Here is a 16,205-nt window from a genome sequence, read left to right as displayed (position 1 = left end):
ACACCGGTTATACCGGAAAATTAATTCAAACAGGGCGTCCCAATGACTTCGCGCAAATACACCCCTTGGTGCATTTCCAAGCGGCTTTTAGTCTTGGCATCCCCCACTGTTGCGGCAATATCCCAGCGCATTTTCGTACACCAGGAGTTACCTTGGAGGGCAACATCGTCGTCCGTCAGGACACCACTGGTATTATTTTTTCCAGTCCCCAGACACTGAGCATCCGCCGGATCAGCGACATCAAGCTCTACCTGCTTTATTGGGTCTGTACTCAGACAAGTTGGCGGCGCGACCACAGCGATCACGTCATCGCTACCGTCGCCGTTGAAGTCGCTGCCGAACTCGGTATTCCCATCTGGCAATGGAATTGCGAAATTAGCCGGATTGCTGACAAAAGATTCTATGGCGTTACTCGCCGCATTTTTTGACTCGATGTGATACTGCTGATTGCCGGCAATCTTAAAATTGATATTGCTGCCGCTCAGCATGCTGACAATAATAACGCTGAAGATACCCAACATGACGAGTACCACGATTAATACCAAGCCTGATTGTCGCTTTATACTTATCATTCTCTCGGCCCCGCAACATTAGGTATTAACACAACGGTCGACACAACTTGCCGTTTAAAACGATCGTCGAAAGGCCCCACCCTATCAGCACGACCAAGGTCAAAGGTGTCGTCAACTGGTTCTGCCAAAACCGGTTCTTCAGAGCGAATCAATAAATGTACGCGTACAGCAACGGTGTCCCGCCAGTTTTCCGTTGCCGTACCAGACCACTCTGCCGCAGGGCAGCCACTGGGCACAACAGCGGCACCCGGATCACTCACATAGCAATCGGGGCCACCATCGATGTCTAAATCTAATCCATATTCGATATGCAGGTCTTCGACGCCGGAGACCAGCGGAAGTACGCGCCGAACCCCACTGCTGTACTCCAGCATTTTAAGTGTGGGGCGACCATCACCACCATCGGCACAATCTTCACAATCGCTTATAAAATAGCCGCGAACGAGATAAGGGCGAGCGCTGGCTAATGACGCGCAGCCCTTGGCTCGCAAGGTAAGTGCCGCAGGGTCTGTATTCAGTACATAAGGCAGAGCATCGAGTTCACAGTCTGAAACCTGCAAGTAGGGCGTCGTGTTTCCCGTCGCGATGCTCGCGACGTCCACCTCTGCAACATCCACACGATGAATATTCAGCATCGGCGAGTTCGCCACGGGACTATCTGCGCTAATACATGCCGGCATTGTGGCGCCGCTGACAACACCAGACACTGCCAGCGGCAGCGCAAGCGTACTCGGATCAAAGCCTAAGTCACTCGCATTGCCACTATTTACGCATGGGTCAACGAGCTGGTAATCGGCCACACCAACACCCGGATGATAGGTGCCGAGAAAACCCGCCAGTGCCAACTCTTCATTCAGTGCATGCAGAGCATACCGCCCGCTCTCTGCTTGATCTGATACCAGAGAGAGCTTGGTGCGGGTCTGACTGACGGAGGCAACTAAGGAAATAATCCCCAATAGCATAAAGGCGCCCAAACCCAGAGCAATCATGAGCTCAACCAAAGAAAGGCCCCGTTGCTGCCGCCTAGACAGGTTCACGTTAAGTCTCCAATTCGCACGATCGCGGTAACAATTCTTCGCTGCTTTTCGTCACCGTATTGGTTCTTTCCACAGGTCAAGTTATCAGAGGGCGCAGAGGTTTCATTCAGGCCTTGCCAGGCGACACTCACGCGGTATCGACGCGTGGCGGCGTCTAGTTGTTGTATACAACCACGGGCGCCAACCATCGCGCCGATACTCTCGTCGCTTTTATTTTGTTGGGCGCTGCCAATCAATGCGGCATTCCACTGCGAAAGATCCTCGTCTGCGGTCTCGCGCTGCTCGGCAGAACCTTGAGCACAGGCGGGCGGAGTGGAGGCACCATGCCCTAAGACCATACCTGTGGCACCCGCAGAATAACAACTCACGACAATCCGGTTTGCATTAATCCGACTCACCATATCCTGGAGTAAATTAAGCGCCTGTAAGCGCTGATAAGCCTCCACTTCCTGCTGAACAGAGCGCGCTATCAAGCCCGCTCCGCCCATTAAACCGACCAGGACAATAAGTAGGGCAACAAGAATCTCCACTAAGGTAAATCCGACTTGCCGTTTTGGCATTAGCAGCCTCCCTTCCGGCTTCGCGGGCGGCCGCTGAGGCTTATATCCACACAGTAGGCGTTTGCGGTATTCCCGGAATCGGGCACTAGACTGAACTCTGCCGCGGCATTGCTCCGTCCCGAGCCGTTAAACTGCACCGTATTGACCGCGCTGGTAATGGTCAGGCTCGGCTGAGACGGTGCGACCTGTAGTACAGTTGCACCATCGAGTACCTGCCACCCCTTGTTCCAGTTATCGCCAATTCGACTGACACTAACCACCGCGTTGCGCTTAATTGCCTCACTGCGCGCCAAGTCAATGGTAGACCGTAAGGTATCGGCAGCGCTGCGAACGCGCTGGCGCTCAATAACGTCGTTGAATGACGGCGCCGCAATGGCGGTCACGATGGCCACTACCGCCAAGGTTACTAACAGCTCAAGTAACGTAAAGCCTCTAAACCTACTTATTCCCAGCATCGCGTTGCCCCCGAGGCATAACCTTTTTCTCCCTTATTGTTCAGGGTAAGCGTCCCGCAATCATCGCGACTTGCCTGCGTCCCCTTCGGAGCAGCGCTAATCATATAGCTAGGAGGGTTAGCAGTGTTGTCGGCCGTCACACTAACGACATACGCGCCGGAAATTTCTGACGGCAAAGAAGCGCCGAGGGTAGCAAGGTCGGCAGCATAACTGCGATTGTCCAAGTAAAATCGCTCTTGCATATTTGCCACCTCCATCGCGAAGTTTTGCGCTGCCGATCGATTCGTGCGCACGACATACTCCTGATAAGAGGGCAGCGCTACGGCAACCAATATGCCAATGATCGCGACAGTGATCATTAATTCAATCAGGGTAAAACCGGAAATATCTTTAGCTCGCACTCGGCCTCTTCTCCCAAGCATGGAAATTATTATCGGCCGAACAAATGGAGCATTGCGTAAGGGTGCCGGTAGCAGGTACCAGCGACTTTCCGTAGTCATTGTGATGGTTTGCAAAAGCACAAACGCTTAAATGCCAATCAGCACGGCCAGCACTTTGATTATAATTCTATAGCGACTGGGCAAGAATACGCAGATTTACCGCCATGTACAAAACAAATGACGTGTTTCGCGAGCCACTCGACACCTCTGAAAACGCGTATGGACACCCGCATATCTACGTATAACGGCACTACCTGCGCCAGCAGTCGGCCAGGGATTTAGTCGATCCAGAGGGCTTGTTTTTTAACGCCATATCACCCGTTTCATCCAGAGTGAAATCTCCACAACTGTCGCCCGCCATCGTACCTCTGCGCGCTGCGATCAAGGTAAACGTATTCGCTGTCGGTGTGCCATCCGCAGATATCGTGTAATACGTTCCGCCATTCTCCGGCACCCGAGAGGGAAACACCGCAGGCAAGTCACTCCCCCCGGCAGTGGTGGTATAACGACCATTAGCGGAGTAGTAGCGCTCTAGCGCCTGGGCGCCAATCATCAGGGCATTGGCCGCTTCGTTGCGCCGCGACTTAGCCACTTGCTCTTGATAACTCGGGTAGGCAATCGAGGCGAGTATTGCCACGATTGCCACGGTGATCATGAGCTCTATCAAGGTAAATCCATTAAATAAATGGCGATGAGTCATTACTGTAATTGCCTCCAAGACTGTCGCCCAACAATACCGTTGTCATCGCCCTTTTCGACCACAATGCCGATAGTACCGCTGCTGCCTGAGGTGAATTTATACTCGATATCACCGGCGCTAACGATACCTGGGGTCTTAATAATTTCGTTGCTTCCACGGCCACTAATTGGCAAGTACTCACCGTTGTAGAGCACAACATCCAACTCGTTAATCAGCCCGTCACCGTTCGTATCCAGAACCGGATCGGCGTAACGCCCACCGGTCTGCGCATCCAATTCCATCAACCAACTACGCCCGCCAAACCCGCAAATATTGTCAGTAGGTATTAGCGTGGTAAACACGATACGGCCATTGCGTAGTATCGGGCGCGATACTGCGCGCTCGCCCTCGACGCTATTCGGTGGCTGCAATGGCAGGCGCCAACCGTAATCGGGGGCGTCATCCGCCGCGTTATTGGTCACGAGGCGTACTTGAAAGGGGGTGTTACTGCCGTCTTTAGTAACGCCTACCTGCTCGAAGATCACATCCTGCACGAGCAAGTCCGAGCGGCTTACCGCCGCATCGACATCCCGAATGCCGTAGAAGTCCTGCAGTTGTGGGCTATTACCCACCTTGGCATCCCCGGTTTCGAAGAACTTACCGGTACCAAAATAAACGTAGTACCCACCTTCTTGATGGTTGCCAACTGTTGGTCGGCTTGTAATGGGCTGAGGATCGCCATTGTCATCGACTGCGGTGAACAGCGGTGCGGGGTTAGACCCGGATTTCAACGCGACTTCCCACTTGTTTGCCGTACTGCCACGCAAATCAAATTTCCACAAATTGCCTTGCAAATCCCCGGCATAAACAAAATCCGTTACGCGGTCGCCATCAACGTCGACAGGCACGGGAGAAGCGAGGCCATTTCCAGAGCCTGTAACCCCGGTATCAATGGCCTTCAACAACTTGCCGTCGGCCAGATCAACGATAAACAATTTTACGTTGTCGCCGGAATTATAGCCGTTGCCAAAAACGGCAACCCACTGATTACCCGCGGCGAGGCGCGCAATGGCGGGCGCACTCATCGCGACACCCAATTTATCGGTATCGCTACTGGAGGTTGAAAATTCCCAGAGGAAATTGTTCTTACTCATCGCTTCTGGGTCAGTGACATCCACCGCAAAGACTGACCGCCCACCGGCCCCCATCGCAGCGACAGTTACGGTGCGCCACTTATTCACCAGGTAGGCGTCACTCACGCGCGGCGAACCGTCTACATAGTAACGGTGCTGATAGTCCGGGTCGGCCAGTTCTGCAATTGCCGTATACGATGCGGCAGGCATAAAGCTGAATAGCTCTTTACCATTATCTGCATGAAACCCGTGCAACATACCATCATTCGCCCCAACTACTATGAATGGTGGGCGTGCTTTCTTGGACTTTAGAAAAGTCCTGTAAGTGCTACCCTCTGTACCGGAGAGCACGTGGAAACCATAGTCATCAAGATTTCCTGAAAAGGCGGGGTCGGAATTAACAATATCGCCCAGTATTGCGCCGCGACTTCTAAACGCTTTTCCCTCCTGGCTGCGATCGCCTCGCAGCCAATTCAGAAGCAGCTGGCCGTCGGCAATGCTACCGCCATTGCGAAGCGCATCGCGCTGAGTTATATCTAGCAACGACCAAGACGACGTCGAAAAATCAACTGCGGTTGTGGTCAATGCTCCCGGCGCCCCCACCGCAGTAAACACCTTTCGAGACGACACCGTTCCATAACTATCTTTTTGACTATCCCACTTCACATCGCCCAGCGTGCCGTCATCATTCACCTTGTAGGCGACCATCCTGCCGCTCCAATCCAAGCTGTTAAAGCTGGCTTGGTAGACCAAAGTGCCAGAATCCAGACGCGTCGAGTTTGCCGCAATGGCCGATGCAGAGGATTTGGCTTCGTTGGCGATAACCTGCAAAGCATCCGACAACTCATCGGCGAACGTGCCGGGGTCGGCTGCACTAAAAAAGCCGCCGCGTGAATTCACCGCCGCGTGAAGCAGGTCATCGATTTTATGTTGATCCGCACTGGTGGGGTTGGGCCATGAAATTGATGCACCGCTCTCAATCGCGGCAAAAGCGGTATCCGGGTCTATCGTTCCCGTCACACCTAAACCAACGCCAAAAGTCACCATATGCTGCCAAAAAGCCGGGTTCCCTTTTGTAACGGGCACAACGTTATCGAGGTCGTTGCGCAAATCATTTTTCCAGTAGTACATGGCAACATCTGCCAAGGTATCGTCTCGGCTGTCGGAAAACGGCGGCACGGCCTTATAGGTGTAGTTATTACCCGTGGGCGAAGAATGACCCGGGTTATTCGAGCCATCATTATTCTTACCTGGATCACCGCTGACATCACTACCCGACCAATAACCGTCGGTCACCAGCACCGAGTAATTTCGACGGCACTCTAAATCGGGCTCATCATCATTCAACCCAGGACTTTTTGACCAAGGCCCTCTATTATCCCTTCGCATATAATATTGTCCCGCTAAATTTAGCGCACCGCGAAGAGGGGTGCCGTCTGCTGGTATATCGATATTGTAGAGAGAGTCAAAAAACGTCGCTCTATCGCTACCCTCAAATACTCTAACTCCGTGTTTAATCATTTTTGTATTGACGCCATCAACCCGGCTCTCAGTGGCATTTAAACTACCAAAGCCTACCCTCAGGTTAGAGCCATGCTGAACGAAAGCAAACCCTGACCCGGCGCGTGCTGCATTTATTCGCGAGCGATAATAGCTATACCAATTCGCAAAGTTTTGAATTTCTTCGTCATAGGTGCAGGTCGCCTCTTCCGCCTGGGCACAGTCGTCTCTAGACTCTCGGCCATGACCAACAAAAGTGCCACCGCTCCTAATTTCAACCTTTGTATAATTCGATACATTCCATTGATCACCTGCCCCTCGATACCAATAGTACTTGGCTGGCCAAAACTTCTCGTTAGAACCATCGTCCCATACACAAGCTCCTTCTTTGTCGCAGTCAATCCATCCATGTGTCTTCCAACCATTGTCGTCAGGCTCTCTAAACTCTGCGATATCGCCATTATTTCGCCTCGTCATATCTCTACAATAATCGGAACCACTACCTACTCGGTCGGCAGGGTTATGCGGAGCACAATTAATATCAGCATTGGGATAAGAGCTGCCATCCGCCTTAACCCATGGCCAATATGTTATCGACGGGTTGTAATAAAGCGCATTTAACTGTGGCGAGCGGCTTCGCACATTAAATGCAGATCTATCGTCGTTAGTCACAATCCTATTTGAATAATATTTTGGATCCCCATATACGCCCCGAACTCGTGGATATAAAAAGCGTGCGTCAGCCTGTATATTTTCACCGGGCATTATTTCGAATCGCATTGAACCAGAATCGTCAAGTATATATAGCACGTTAGGCTCGGCATTCTGCGCTAGAAATAATGGCGATTGCGCTATGTTCCCATCAGACACCACATCAACACAGTTTTTCCTCGGCCCTTCAACAGTGAACCGTGCCTTGCACTTTTTCTCTCTATTTTTGAATGCCTTAACGGTTAAATGATTCGAATTATAAAAGTAGGAACTGGCACTGCAGGAATGCTTACTCGCATTCTTAGGCTGCCAAGTAACTACTCGATCAATACTCTCTAAGTCGTCAAAAGTGTATGTATCATCTTTGTTTTTTTTCCCCAGCCAGTCATCCAAAGGGCCAGTTGCCTGAATAGTGCAATTTTCTGCCGACACATCCGCACCACCGAATAACACCAACATAACTAGAAAGCTCGGTAAAATGCATACTCTTCCAAAGGCCATATCACTACCTACTAGTTTTCAACGCGCTTATAGGTGGTTGATAAAACCACCATACTGCGATCACTAAGACCAAAGCCTCGGGCGGTAACGCGATAGAAGCCCAGCAGCGAAACCGTATTGTCGGAGTCCAACGCGGCGTTGGGGTCTGTCATCGCACTAATCTGCTCAATAATGAATTCCGGTTGCCGGCTCACATCGTCGACTTTCTCACCTACCACCGCCCACCCCGTCGAGGCCTTGGTTTTCCAATCCGGTTCAGAGCAGGCTTGACGACTGTCTGATGGATCCGGGCATGAAAGATACATCCCATTTGCGCCATCGAAATCCGCACTGGAGAGACCGGGCATTGCCGCTTCGGCCTCACGAATGGCCGCTTCAGCCGCTTGGAATGCCACATTGATATCCTTGTTGTTGCCCGCCATGCGTTCCTGGAGCGTGGCATTTTGCATGGCGCCAACGCCGATGACCGTCAAAATGGCGGTAAACACCAGTGCAACAATCAGTACCGCGCCACGCTGCGCATTTGCTGTGATCATGGCAAGCGATTCCTTATTGCGAATACCGATGAAAATACCTGTCTCATACGCCCGTCAGTATTACTCAGCAATTGCCCGGAAGAGTCGTATACGCTCTGCGCATCAACAGAGCCGGTACGCCCCACAACCCCCTCATCATTCGCGACCAGGGTCAACTCGAGCTTGGCACTCACCACTTGCTGCCAATCCGTCACCGCTGATGCGTCGGCGTAGCTATCAATCGCTCGATCATTGTCGGTATCCAGACCGTAGACGATTTGGAGATTTTCGACGCCTTCGACGAGCTCAACCGCTGCTGCCATCGAACCGCCACTACCCGTTGGTCGTTGCTGGCTGTAGAGGCTGAGTACAGGCCTGCCCCCAGCGGTATCACGCCCTGTGTCTCGCACAAAGAAGTGGGTGACTTCAAAACCGAACACTTCTGCGTCACCACCGTATATTTTGCTCAGCCGATTACTGGTATTCCAATCATTACCTTTGCTGTGGGTCAAAGTGGCAGTGCCTTTGCCACTCTCCTTCGGCGTGTTAGTAACGCGGAAAATATCAGCCGATGTGCAGTCCGAAATCAACACGTAGTCGCCTTTAGCAATATTGTAGGTATTGTCTTCGATTTGAACGTTGGCATTATTCGGCGCTAGGTTTCCGGTCAGCCGTACTGAACCGTCACCCCCTCTGAGTATTTGTATCGTATCGGTGCCTTCAACGGCGCCTAGAGTGTGCCCCGCGCCGACATCATTCTCCCCTTTAACGGGAACAAAATCGGCCGCATAGGTCGCTGGCTTGGCGATAACATTAACGTTAAGATTGCCGATGGAATTACACCCCATATACCCCGCCATTCTCACTTCACGCCCCATAAAATGCATGCCGAAACGCGCATTCTCCTGGATCATCGACAGTGATTCTTGGAGTTGATAACTTGTTCTAGATGCAAGGAAAACCTGAATGATCGCGGTACTCAAAATCAGCCCTAAAGTGATCGCGATCATTAGTTCAATCAGACCAAAACCTCGTTGGGCATTCACGCTTTATAGCTCCGTAACAAAATCAAAGGTTTGCAGGGAGGGCGCTGACCCTTCACGGGTCTTTTCCAAGCGACCTTCGCTCCACTGAATCCGGATGGTGAAACGCGTATCGTCGCGAATTACCGCGCCATCGCCCGCGGGAAGCCTCAGCGCAACCTCTCCCAGCCATTCACGCAGGTCGACGGCAACCGCACCCGTGCCCGTCGGAGCGTCATCATCGATAGCAATATCGTAGTCGCCTTTTAACGCGACAACCCGGTTGGCCCGCATTCGGTCACTGATATCGTTGGCCAAAAACACAGCGTTGGAGCGGAATTTCGCGGCCTGATTGAATTTGACAGAGTTCAGCTGAACGGCCGCCGCGCCCATGACACCAATGGCGGTGATCAGCAATGCCACCAGCACTTCAATAAGCGTGGCACCGTCCTGGCGACGTGGAGAGTTAGTCATGTGTACTCCCTTACCTACTGAGCTAACTGGCTTTGGACCCGAGGGACATAATATCGACGCCCCGCAAGACAGCAGATTTATTTTTATGAACCGAACACTGAGCGATTTTTCTGCGCTTTACCAGCATTGGACATAAAAAAAACCATTTTTTGCAAGATATATGATCACTTTCAAAGCGTTAATACGCAAATTCCGCAGCCTAGTGACATAGCGACAAATAGTGAGACATTGCAAAAAATGCATCCGTGAACTAAAGCTAACACTACGGACTGGAAAGGATTCCAAGATGTATGAACAGGGAAAGACACTTATCGAGTTGATGGTGACGCTCAGTATTGCCGCCGTTATCGGCGCTGGGGCAGCCCCCTCGCTGCAGCGCTTTGCCCGTCAGCAACAGCTGAGCCACGCCACCAACACGCTGCATTCCGCCGCCCAATTTGCGCGCGAACAAGCCATTTATCTGGAACAGACCATTACCATTAGTAATACTGACGGTAACTGGAGTCACGGCGCCATTATCTATGTCGACGCTGACAGCAGTGGCGAGCACAGCGCCGATGAAGAAATCCTTCGCACTATTCCCCCTTTAGGTGGGGTCGAAGCATTGGGCAACCGCCACGTGAGTCATTACATCAGCTACCGACCAGACGGCAGCGCGCATCTCAAAAGTAATGCCTTTCAGGTGGGTACGCTGACGATATGCCCTAGCACGGGCGAAGAAGGCCGGCAGCTCGTCATCAGTATTGGCGGACGAATTCGCAGGGCAGATTCCCACTGTGGCGAGTAGCGGCGAGCAGTGGCGATGGCTCTCGGGCTTAATTGGCCTCAACCCAACGCAGTTCGCGAGGCAGGGAAAAAGTAATATTTTCTGCACGACCCTCAAGCTCCTCGGGGGCTGACGCGCCCAGCTCACAGAGCCTGTCGATCACGGCTTTCACCAGTATTTCCGGCGCCGAGGCCCCGGCCGTGATGCCGATTCGCAAGCCCTCTTTGAGCCACTGGGGCTGTATGTCTTTCTCATTGTCGATCAGCTGCGCCTGACAGCCAAAGCGCTCGGCTAATTCACGTAAGCGATTCGAATTAGAACTGTTCGGAGACCCCACGACAAGCACCAAGTCGGCTTGCTGGGCAAGCGTTTTCACCGCATCCTGGCGGTTTTGAGTGGCGTAGCAGATGTCATCTTTGCGCGGCCCCTCGATAGCGGGAAAGCGCTGCCGCAGGGCATCGATCACCGCCGCCGTATCGTCCATGGATAACGTCGTTTGCGTGACAAATGACAATTTTTCCGACTGTTTAACCTCGAGTTTGAGTGCTTGCTCAACATCCTCGACAAGGTAGATATTTCCGCCTTGGCTAACGTCGTACTGCCCCATCGTTCCTTCAACTTCGGGGTGGCCCTTGTGGCCGATCAGTACACATTCGCGCCCGGCGTTGCTGTAGTTGACCACTTCCATATGAACCTTGGTCACCAGCGGGCACGTCGCGTCAAATACCTTCAAGCCACGGCGCGCTGCCTCGTTCCTAACTGCTTTGGAGACACCATGAGCGCTGAAAATCACGATTTTGTCGTCGGGCACTTCATCCAGCTCATCGACGAATATGGCACCTCGCTGCCGAAGATTCTCAACAACAAACTTGTTGTGAACAACTTCGTGGCGCACGTAGATTGGTGAGCCAAACACATCCAGGGCGCGATTCACAATCTCGATAGCGCGATCCACACCAGCACAGAACCCACGGGGGTTAGCGAGAACAATTTTCATAGTTTACTCCGCGCCGGCCTCTTCATCGCCAGCATGGACCTGCACGTCGAGAATCTCAACGCGGAAACCGAGCTGCTGCCCCGCCAAAGGGTGGTTGAAGTCAATCTCGACCTGCTCACCATCAATCGCGCTTACCACGCCGGGAAGCTCAGTATTTGCTGCGTCAGCAAAATTGAGTACCAGGCCTTCACTGAGTTCAATATCCGCAAACTGGCTGCGTGGCATACGCTGGATATTTGCAGGGTTGCGCTGGCCGAATGCATCTTCGGGGGCGAGTGTCAGCGTCGCTTGCTGACCTGCCGTTAAGCCTTGCAGCTTTGCCTCCACACCGGGGAGCAAATTACCGTCTCCGAATACGAAGCTCGCCGGGCTGCGCTCGAAGGTGGAGTCCACCTCGCTACCATCCTCCATCAGCAGAGCAAAATGCAGGGTGACGGCGGTTCCCGGACCAATCGCAATAGTCATAATCGCTTCTCTGTTAGCGCTATGCCGACCTTACTTGTCGCCGGCATCTGAATGAATAAACGTATCGATGATTAACAGCACGGCACCCACCGATATCGCCGCATCGGCAATATTGAACGTGGGGAAATACGCGTTACCCCAGTGCACCGAAATAAAATCAATAACATGGCCGAGGCGAACCCTGTCCCACAGGTTTCCCAGCGCACCACCCAGCACTAAGGTCAGTGCCATCGACAACAACCACTGCTGTCGGCGCAGCTTCATTAGCCACACAAGTAAGTAAACGCTTACCGCCGCGGAGATAACGGTAAAAAACCAACGCTGCCATCCCCCGGCATCGCTCAAAAAGCTAAAAGCGGCTCCAGGGTTGTAGTGCAGCGTAATATCCAGCACCGGCAACACGGGGTTTGGCTGCCCATACACCAAACTGGCGTCGGCCCAAACCTTGGTAATTTGATCGACCAGAACAATAACCGCGGCAAATATCACCCACAGCAATCGCCCCCGCCGCTGCTGCGCAGCGCCGCTATTAGGCATAGTGGCGGACCTCACCATCACCATCGACGTTATCTATACAGCGGAAACACAGTTCTGGATGCGTCGTCGACTGACCAACGTCTTCGCGATAGTGCCAGCAGCGCGTACATTTCATGCCTTCACTGGCGCCAACGCGTACCTGTAAGCCCTCCAGCTCTGTCGTCTCAGCCTCGTTCGCCGCGGAAATCGGTGCGAGCATGGCTGAAGAGGTGATCAACACAAAGCGCAGCTCATCACCGAGCGCCGACAGCGTCTCGATCAATTCATCGTCACAAAACAGCGTCACTTCAGCCTGCAGGGAGCCGCCCACAATGCCCTCGTTACGGGCGTTTTCCAGCACTTTATTGACCGCCGTTTTCACGCTCTGCACACGCTGCCAAAAGGCGTCGCCCATCTCGTCATCGTCCGAGAGTTTTTGCAGGCCCTGGTACCATTCAGCGGCAAATACCGGCCCTTGGTGCTCGCCGGGCAGAACCTGCCACAACTCGTCGGCGGTAAAGCTGAGAATCGGCGCGATCCAGCGCGTCAGCGCCTCGGCAATGTGGTACAGAGCCGTTTGCGCCGAACGCCGCGACTGGCTGTTTTCCGGCGTGGTGTACTGGCGGTCTTTGATAATATCCAAATAGAAGCCGCCCAACTCCAGCACACAGAAGTTGTGCAACTTTTGGTATACCACGTGGAATTGATAAGCATCGTACGCGGCCAGCAGTTCATCTTGCAAAACCGCAGCGCGATGGACGATCCACTTATCCAGCGCGAGCATCTCGTCGCTGGCCAGCGCATGCTCACCCGGCTCAAAACCTGCCATATTGGCAAGCAGGAAGCGCGCGGTGTTGCGGATGCGCCGATAGGAATCGGCAGTGCGTTTAAATATCTCATCCGATACCGTCATTTCATTGCGGTAGTCGGTCGCCGCCACCCAAAGACGGAGAATGTCTGCGCCCAGCTTATTCATCACTTCCTGTGGCGCCACCACATTGCCCAAGGACTTGGACATTTTTCTACCGTTTGCATCCACCGTGAAGCCGTGTGTCAGCACTGACTTATAGGGCGCGCAGCCCTGCGCTGCCACCGAAGTGAGCATCGAGGACTGGAACCAGCCGCGGTGCTGGTCAGAGCCTTCAAGGTACAAATCTGCGGGGAAGGCTAGCTCCTCACGCTGCGCCAATACGGCGTAGTGCGTAACACCGGAGTCAAACCATACATCGAGGGTATCCGCGACCTTGTCGTAGCTCTGCGCTTCGTCTCCCAGCAGCTCGGCAGCGTCCAGGTCAAACCAGGCCTGAATGCCCCCCTGCTCCACCCGCTCAGCAATCTGCTCTATCAGTTCTGGCGTTCGCGGATGCAGTTCAGCGCTTTCTTTATGAACAAACAGGGCGATTGGTGCGCCCCAGGTACGCTGACGCGAGATACACCAGTCGGGCCGCTCACCCATCATCGACTCAATACGCGCCCGGCCCCAGCCTGGCATCCAGTTCACCGCATCCACTTCGGCCATGGCTTTGTCGAGCAGGCCGCCCTGCTTCATGCTGATAAACCACTGCGGGGTCGCGCGAAAGATGATTGGCGATTTATGCCGCCAGCAATGCGGATAGCTGTGCTCGTAGGACTCGTTGTGCAACAAGCTACCGCGCTCTTGCAGTGCCGCGATCACCTGTTCGTTAGCTTTAAACACATGCTGACCGGCGAATAATTCCGTACCTTCGATGTAGGTACCATTGGCCGCAACGGGGTTGTACACATCCAAGCCATATTTCTGACCGACAACAAAGTCATCTTGGCCGTGGGCTGGCGCGGTGTGCACTGCGCCGGTACCCGCATCAGTGGTGACGTGCTCACCCAAAATCACCGGGACTTGGCGTGCATACAAGGGGTGCTGCAGAGCGAGGTTCTCCAACGCCACTCCTTTGCACTGGCCAACCACCGCGTAATCAGTAATACCCGCACGCTTCGCCACGGACTCCTGCAGGGCCTCAGCAACCAGCAGTAACTCTGCGTTGCCGTCTCGTTGATAGGACAACCAAACGTAGTCCAGCTCGGCATGCAGGCACACAGCCATATTCGCCGGAATGGTCCACGGCGTTGTGGTCCAAATTACCAGGTTCATTGCGCCGTCAGCGCTATCGGCAAGCCCGCAGCGCTGGCGAGCATCCGCGGCGTCCACCACTGGGAACAGCACATCAATCGCCGGCGACGTCTTATCTTTGTACTCCACCTCAGCTTCGGCCAGCGCCGAGCCGCAGTCCATACACCAATGCACTGGCTTAAAGCCCTTGTGCAGGTGACCGTTTTCAACAATTTTACCCAGGGCGCGAATGATATTGGCTTCAAAGTCGAAGCTCATCGTCAGATAGGGGTTTTCCCAATCACCCAGCACACCCAGCCGCTTAAAACCCTCTCGCTGGCCGTCGACCTGTTTGTAGGCATAGTCGCGACACTTCTGACGAAAAGTGGCGGCGTCAACCTTGCGCCCGACCTTGCCCACTTTTTTCTCGACATTGAGCTCGATCGGCAAGCCGTGACAGTCCCAGCCCGGCACATAGGGAGCATCGAAGCCGCTTAGCGTGCGAGACTTAACGATCATATCTTTCAGGATTTTATTAACCGCATGGCCGATATGGATATCGCCATTGGCATACGGAGGGCCATCGTGCAGTACAAACTTTTCCCGCCCGGCGCGCGCGCGGCGAATCTGGCCGTAGTAGTCCTCGTCGTACCAGCGCTTTAACGCTTGCGGCTCACGATTCGCCAAATTTGCCTTCATGGCAAAATCCGTTTTTGGCAGGTTCAGGGTGTGCTTGTAATCACTCATAAAAGCTAGTCTTAAAGGCCCGGCAATAGGGAAAAGTTAAAGGGAGAAGAATCGTCGCGCCTGTGCGATGTCGCGAGAAATTTGCTCGCTCAAGGCGTCGATACCATCAAATTTAATTTCGTTGCGCAGTTTTTCTCTAAACAACACGCGGATATTGCGGCGATACAGATCGCCTTCAAAATCCAATAAATGCACTTCGAGTATGGCCTTGCTCAAATCGCCCACCGTTGGGCGAACCCCAACGTTAGCGACCGCCGGCAGCAGAGAATCCGACACGCCTGCAACTTGCACGGCAAACACGCCTGACAGCGGCGAGCGCAGGCGGCGCAACTGGATATTCGCCGTCGGCGCACCAATGGTACGACCAAGTTGCTGACCGACAATCACCCGCCCGGCAATACTATAAGGGCGGCCCAACAGATGCTCAGCAAGGGCGAAGTCGCCCTGCCCCAGCACTTCGCGAATCCGCGTACTGCTTACTCGCTCACCTTCGTGAAGTAGGGTCGCGGTGTCCATCACGTCAAAGCCGTCGCGAGCGCCGTACTTACGCAACAGGTCGAAATCACCGCTTCGGTCGCGACCAAAGCGCAGGTCATCACCAACAACGATGTATTTCGCACCCAGATTTTTAACAAACAGGCTGGTTATAAACTCGTCTGCGCTCATATTGCGTAGCGCGTTGTTAAAGCGAATGCGAACCACACGATCAATACCCAGGTCGCGAATCGCCTCAAACTTTTCACGAAATGACATCAGCCGTGGCGGCGCGGCATCCGGCGCTAGGAATTCTCGCGGCAGGGGTTCGAACAATACCACTGTTGAGGGCAGGCCGTACTCCCGACTCTTATCAATCAGCTGCCGCAGCACCGCCTGGTGACCGCGATGAACGCCGTCAAAAGCGCCAATCGTAGCAACGCAGCCGCGATGACGCGGGCGGAAATTGTGAAATCCGCGGATTAACTCCATGCCTGTGGCCGACCCCATATGCACGCCCCGCTATCAGCACCGCGACGAAGTCGCCAGTGAATG

Annotated in this window: 16 protein-coding genes; 1 reads left to right on the top strand and 15 read right to left on the bottom strand. The window is 53.6% G+C overall.

What is annotated here, in order from left to right; all coding sequences use genetic code 11:
• Positions 1–20: 20 nt before the first annotated feature.
• From AC2Q8J_RS14360 to pilV (AC2Q8J_RS14315), 10 genes are all read right to left on the bottom strand, one after another.
• On the bottom strand, positions 21–572 hold the full coding sequence (locus tag AC2Q8J_RS14360) for a hypothetical protein (RefSeq protein ID WP_486451613.1): 552 nt from the start codon (positions 570–572) through the stop codon (positions 21–23).
• On the bottom strand, positions 569–1,609 hold the full coding sequence (locus AC2Q8J_RS14355) for a PilW family protein (RefSeq protein WP_486451612.1): 1,041 nt from the start codon (positions 1,607–1,609) through the stop codon (positions 569–571). The genes AC2Q8J_RS14360 and AC2Q8J_RS14355 overlap by 4 nt, the downstream gene beginning before the upstream one ends.
• Entirely contained in the window at positions 1,606–2,169 is a 564-nt protein-coding gene (gene pilV, locus AC2Q8J_RS14350) for a type IV pilus modification protein PilV (RefSeq protein WP_486451611.1), read from the bottom strand. The genes AC2Q8J_RS14355 and pilV (AC2Q8J_RS14350) overlap by 4 nt, the downstream gene beginning before the upstream one ends.
• A complete protein-coding gene (locus AC2Q8J_RS14345) occupies positions 2,169–2,624 on the bottom strand; it encodes a GspH/FimT family pseudopilin (protein WP_486451610.1) in 456 nt (151 codons plus the stop codon). Before AC2Q8J_RS14345 ends, pilV (AC2Q8J_RS14350) begins: the two co-directional genes overlap by 1 nt.
• Positions 2,612–2,983 carry a type IV pilin protein gene (locus tag AC2Q8J_RS14340; protein ID WP_374972773.1) on the bottom strand — a complete coding sequence of 124 codons (372 nt, stop codon included), beginning with the start codon at positions 2,981–2,983 and terminating at the stop codon, positions 2,612–2,614. Before AC2Q8J_RS14340 ends, AC2Q8J_RS14345 begins: the two co-directional genes overlap by 13 nt.
• Before the next feature lie 331 nt (positions 2,984–3,314).
• Positions 3,315–3,764: a type IV pilin protein gene (locus tag AC2Q8J_RS14335; protein WP_486451609.1), complete on the bottom strand. Its 450-nt coding sequence runs from the start codon at positions 3,762–3,764 to the stop codon at positions 3,315–3,317.
• Entirely contained in the window at positions 3,764–7,588 is a 3,825-nt protein-coding gene (locus tag AC2Q8J_RS14330) for a pilus assembly protein (RefSeq protein WP_486451608.1), read from the bottom strand. Before AC2Q8J_RS14330 ends, AC2Q8J_RS14335 begins: the two co-directional genes overlap by 1 nt.
• A gap of 11 nt (positions 7,589–7,599) precedes the next feature.
• The gene (locus tag AC2Q8J_RS14325) at positions 7,600–8,124 is read right to left on the bottom strand and encodes a pilus assembly PilX family protein (protein WP_486451607.1); all 525 of its coding nucleotides are present in this window, start codon (positions 8,122–8,124) and stop codon (positions 7,600–7,602) included.
• The gene (locus AC2Q8J_RS14320; protein ID WP_486451606.1) at positions 8,121–9,149 is read right to left on the bottom strand and encodes a PilW family protein; all 1,029 of its coding nucleotides are present in this window, start codon (positions 9,147–9,149) and stop codon (positions 8,121–8,123) included. Before AC2Q8J_RS14320 ends, AC2Q8J_RS14325 begins: the two co-directional genes overlap by 4 nt.
• 3 nt (positions 9,150–9,152) lie before the next feature.
• Positions 9,153–9,599 (bottom strand): type IV pilus modification protein PilV, encoded by a 447-nt coding sequence (gene pilV / locus AC2Q8J_RS14315; protein ID WP_486451605.1) that lies wholly within the window; start codon positions 9,597–9,599, stop codon positions 9,153–9,155.
• A gap of 286 nt (positions 9,600–9,885) precedes the next feature.
• Here pilV (AC2Q8J_RS14315) and AC2Q8J_RS14310 point away from each other — a divergent pair, with 286 nt between their 5' ends.
• Positions 9,886–10,386, top strand: a complete 501-nt coding sequence (locus tag AC2Q8J_RS14310) for a GspH/FimT family pseudopilin (RefSeq protein ID WP_486451604.1) — start codon at positions 9,886–9,888, stop codon at positions 10,384–10,386.
• Positions 10,387–10,414: 28 nt separating this feature from the next.
• Here the strand turns inward: AC2Q8J_RS14310 and ispH are convergent, their stop codons facing one another.
• The 5 genes from ispH to ribF are packed head-to-tail and all read right to left on the bottom strand — an operon-like array spanning position 10,415 to position 16,160.
• Positions 10,415–11,362: a 4-hydroxy-3-methylbut-2-enyl diphosphate reductase gene (gene ispH, locus AC2Q8J_RS14305; RefSeq protein WP_486451603.1), complete on the bottom strand. Its 948-nt coding sequence runs from the start codon at positions 11,360–11,362 to the stop codon at positions 10,415–10,417.
• A 3-nt stretch (positions 11,363–11,365) separates the two neighbouring features.
• Positions 11,366–11,827 (bottom strand): FKBP-type peptidyl-prolyl cis-trans isomerase, encoded by a 462-nt coding sequence (locus AC2Q8J_RS14300; protein ID WP_486451602.1) that lies wholly within the window; start codon positions 11,825–11,827, stop codon positions 11,366–11,368.
• 30 nt (positions 11,828–11,857) lie between these two features.
• Positions 11,858–12,364, bottom strand: coding sequence for a signal peptidase II (gene lspA / locus AC2Q8J_RS14295; RefSeq protein WP_286696186.1), 507 nt, complete (start codon positions 12,362–12,364; stop codon positions 11,858–11,860).
• Positions 12,357–15,176: an isoleucine--tRNA ligase gene (gene ileS, locus AC2Q8J_RS14290; RefSeq protein WP_486451601.1), complete on the bottom strand. Its 2,820-nt coding sequence runs from the start codon at positions 15,174–15,176 to the stop codon at positions 12,357–12,359. Before ileS ends, lspA begins: the two co-directional genes overlap by 8 nt.
• 36 nt (positions 15,177–15,212) lie before the next feature.
• Entirely contained in the window at positions 15,213–16,160 is a 948-nt protein-coding gene (gene ribF / locus AC2Q8J_RS14285) for a bifunctional riboflavin kinase/FAD synthetase (RefSeq protein ID WP_338061848.1), read from the bottom strand.
• Positions 16,161–16,205 lie beyond the last annotated feature (45 nt).

The sequence above is a fragment of the Spongiibacter sp. C9W genome (assembly GCF_057370015.1).
Note: the sequence above shows the minus strand (reverse complement) of the source record. Positions and strands in the feature narration are given on the sequence as shown.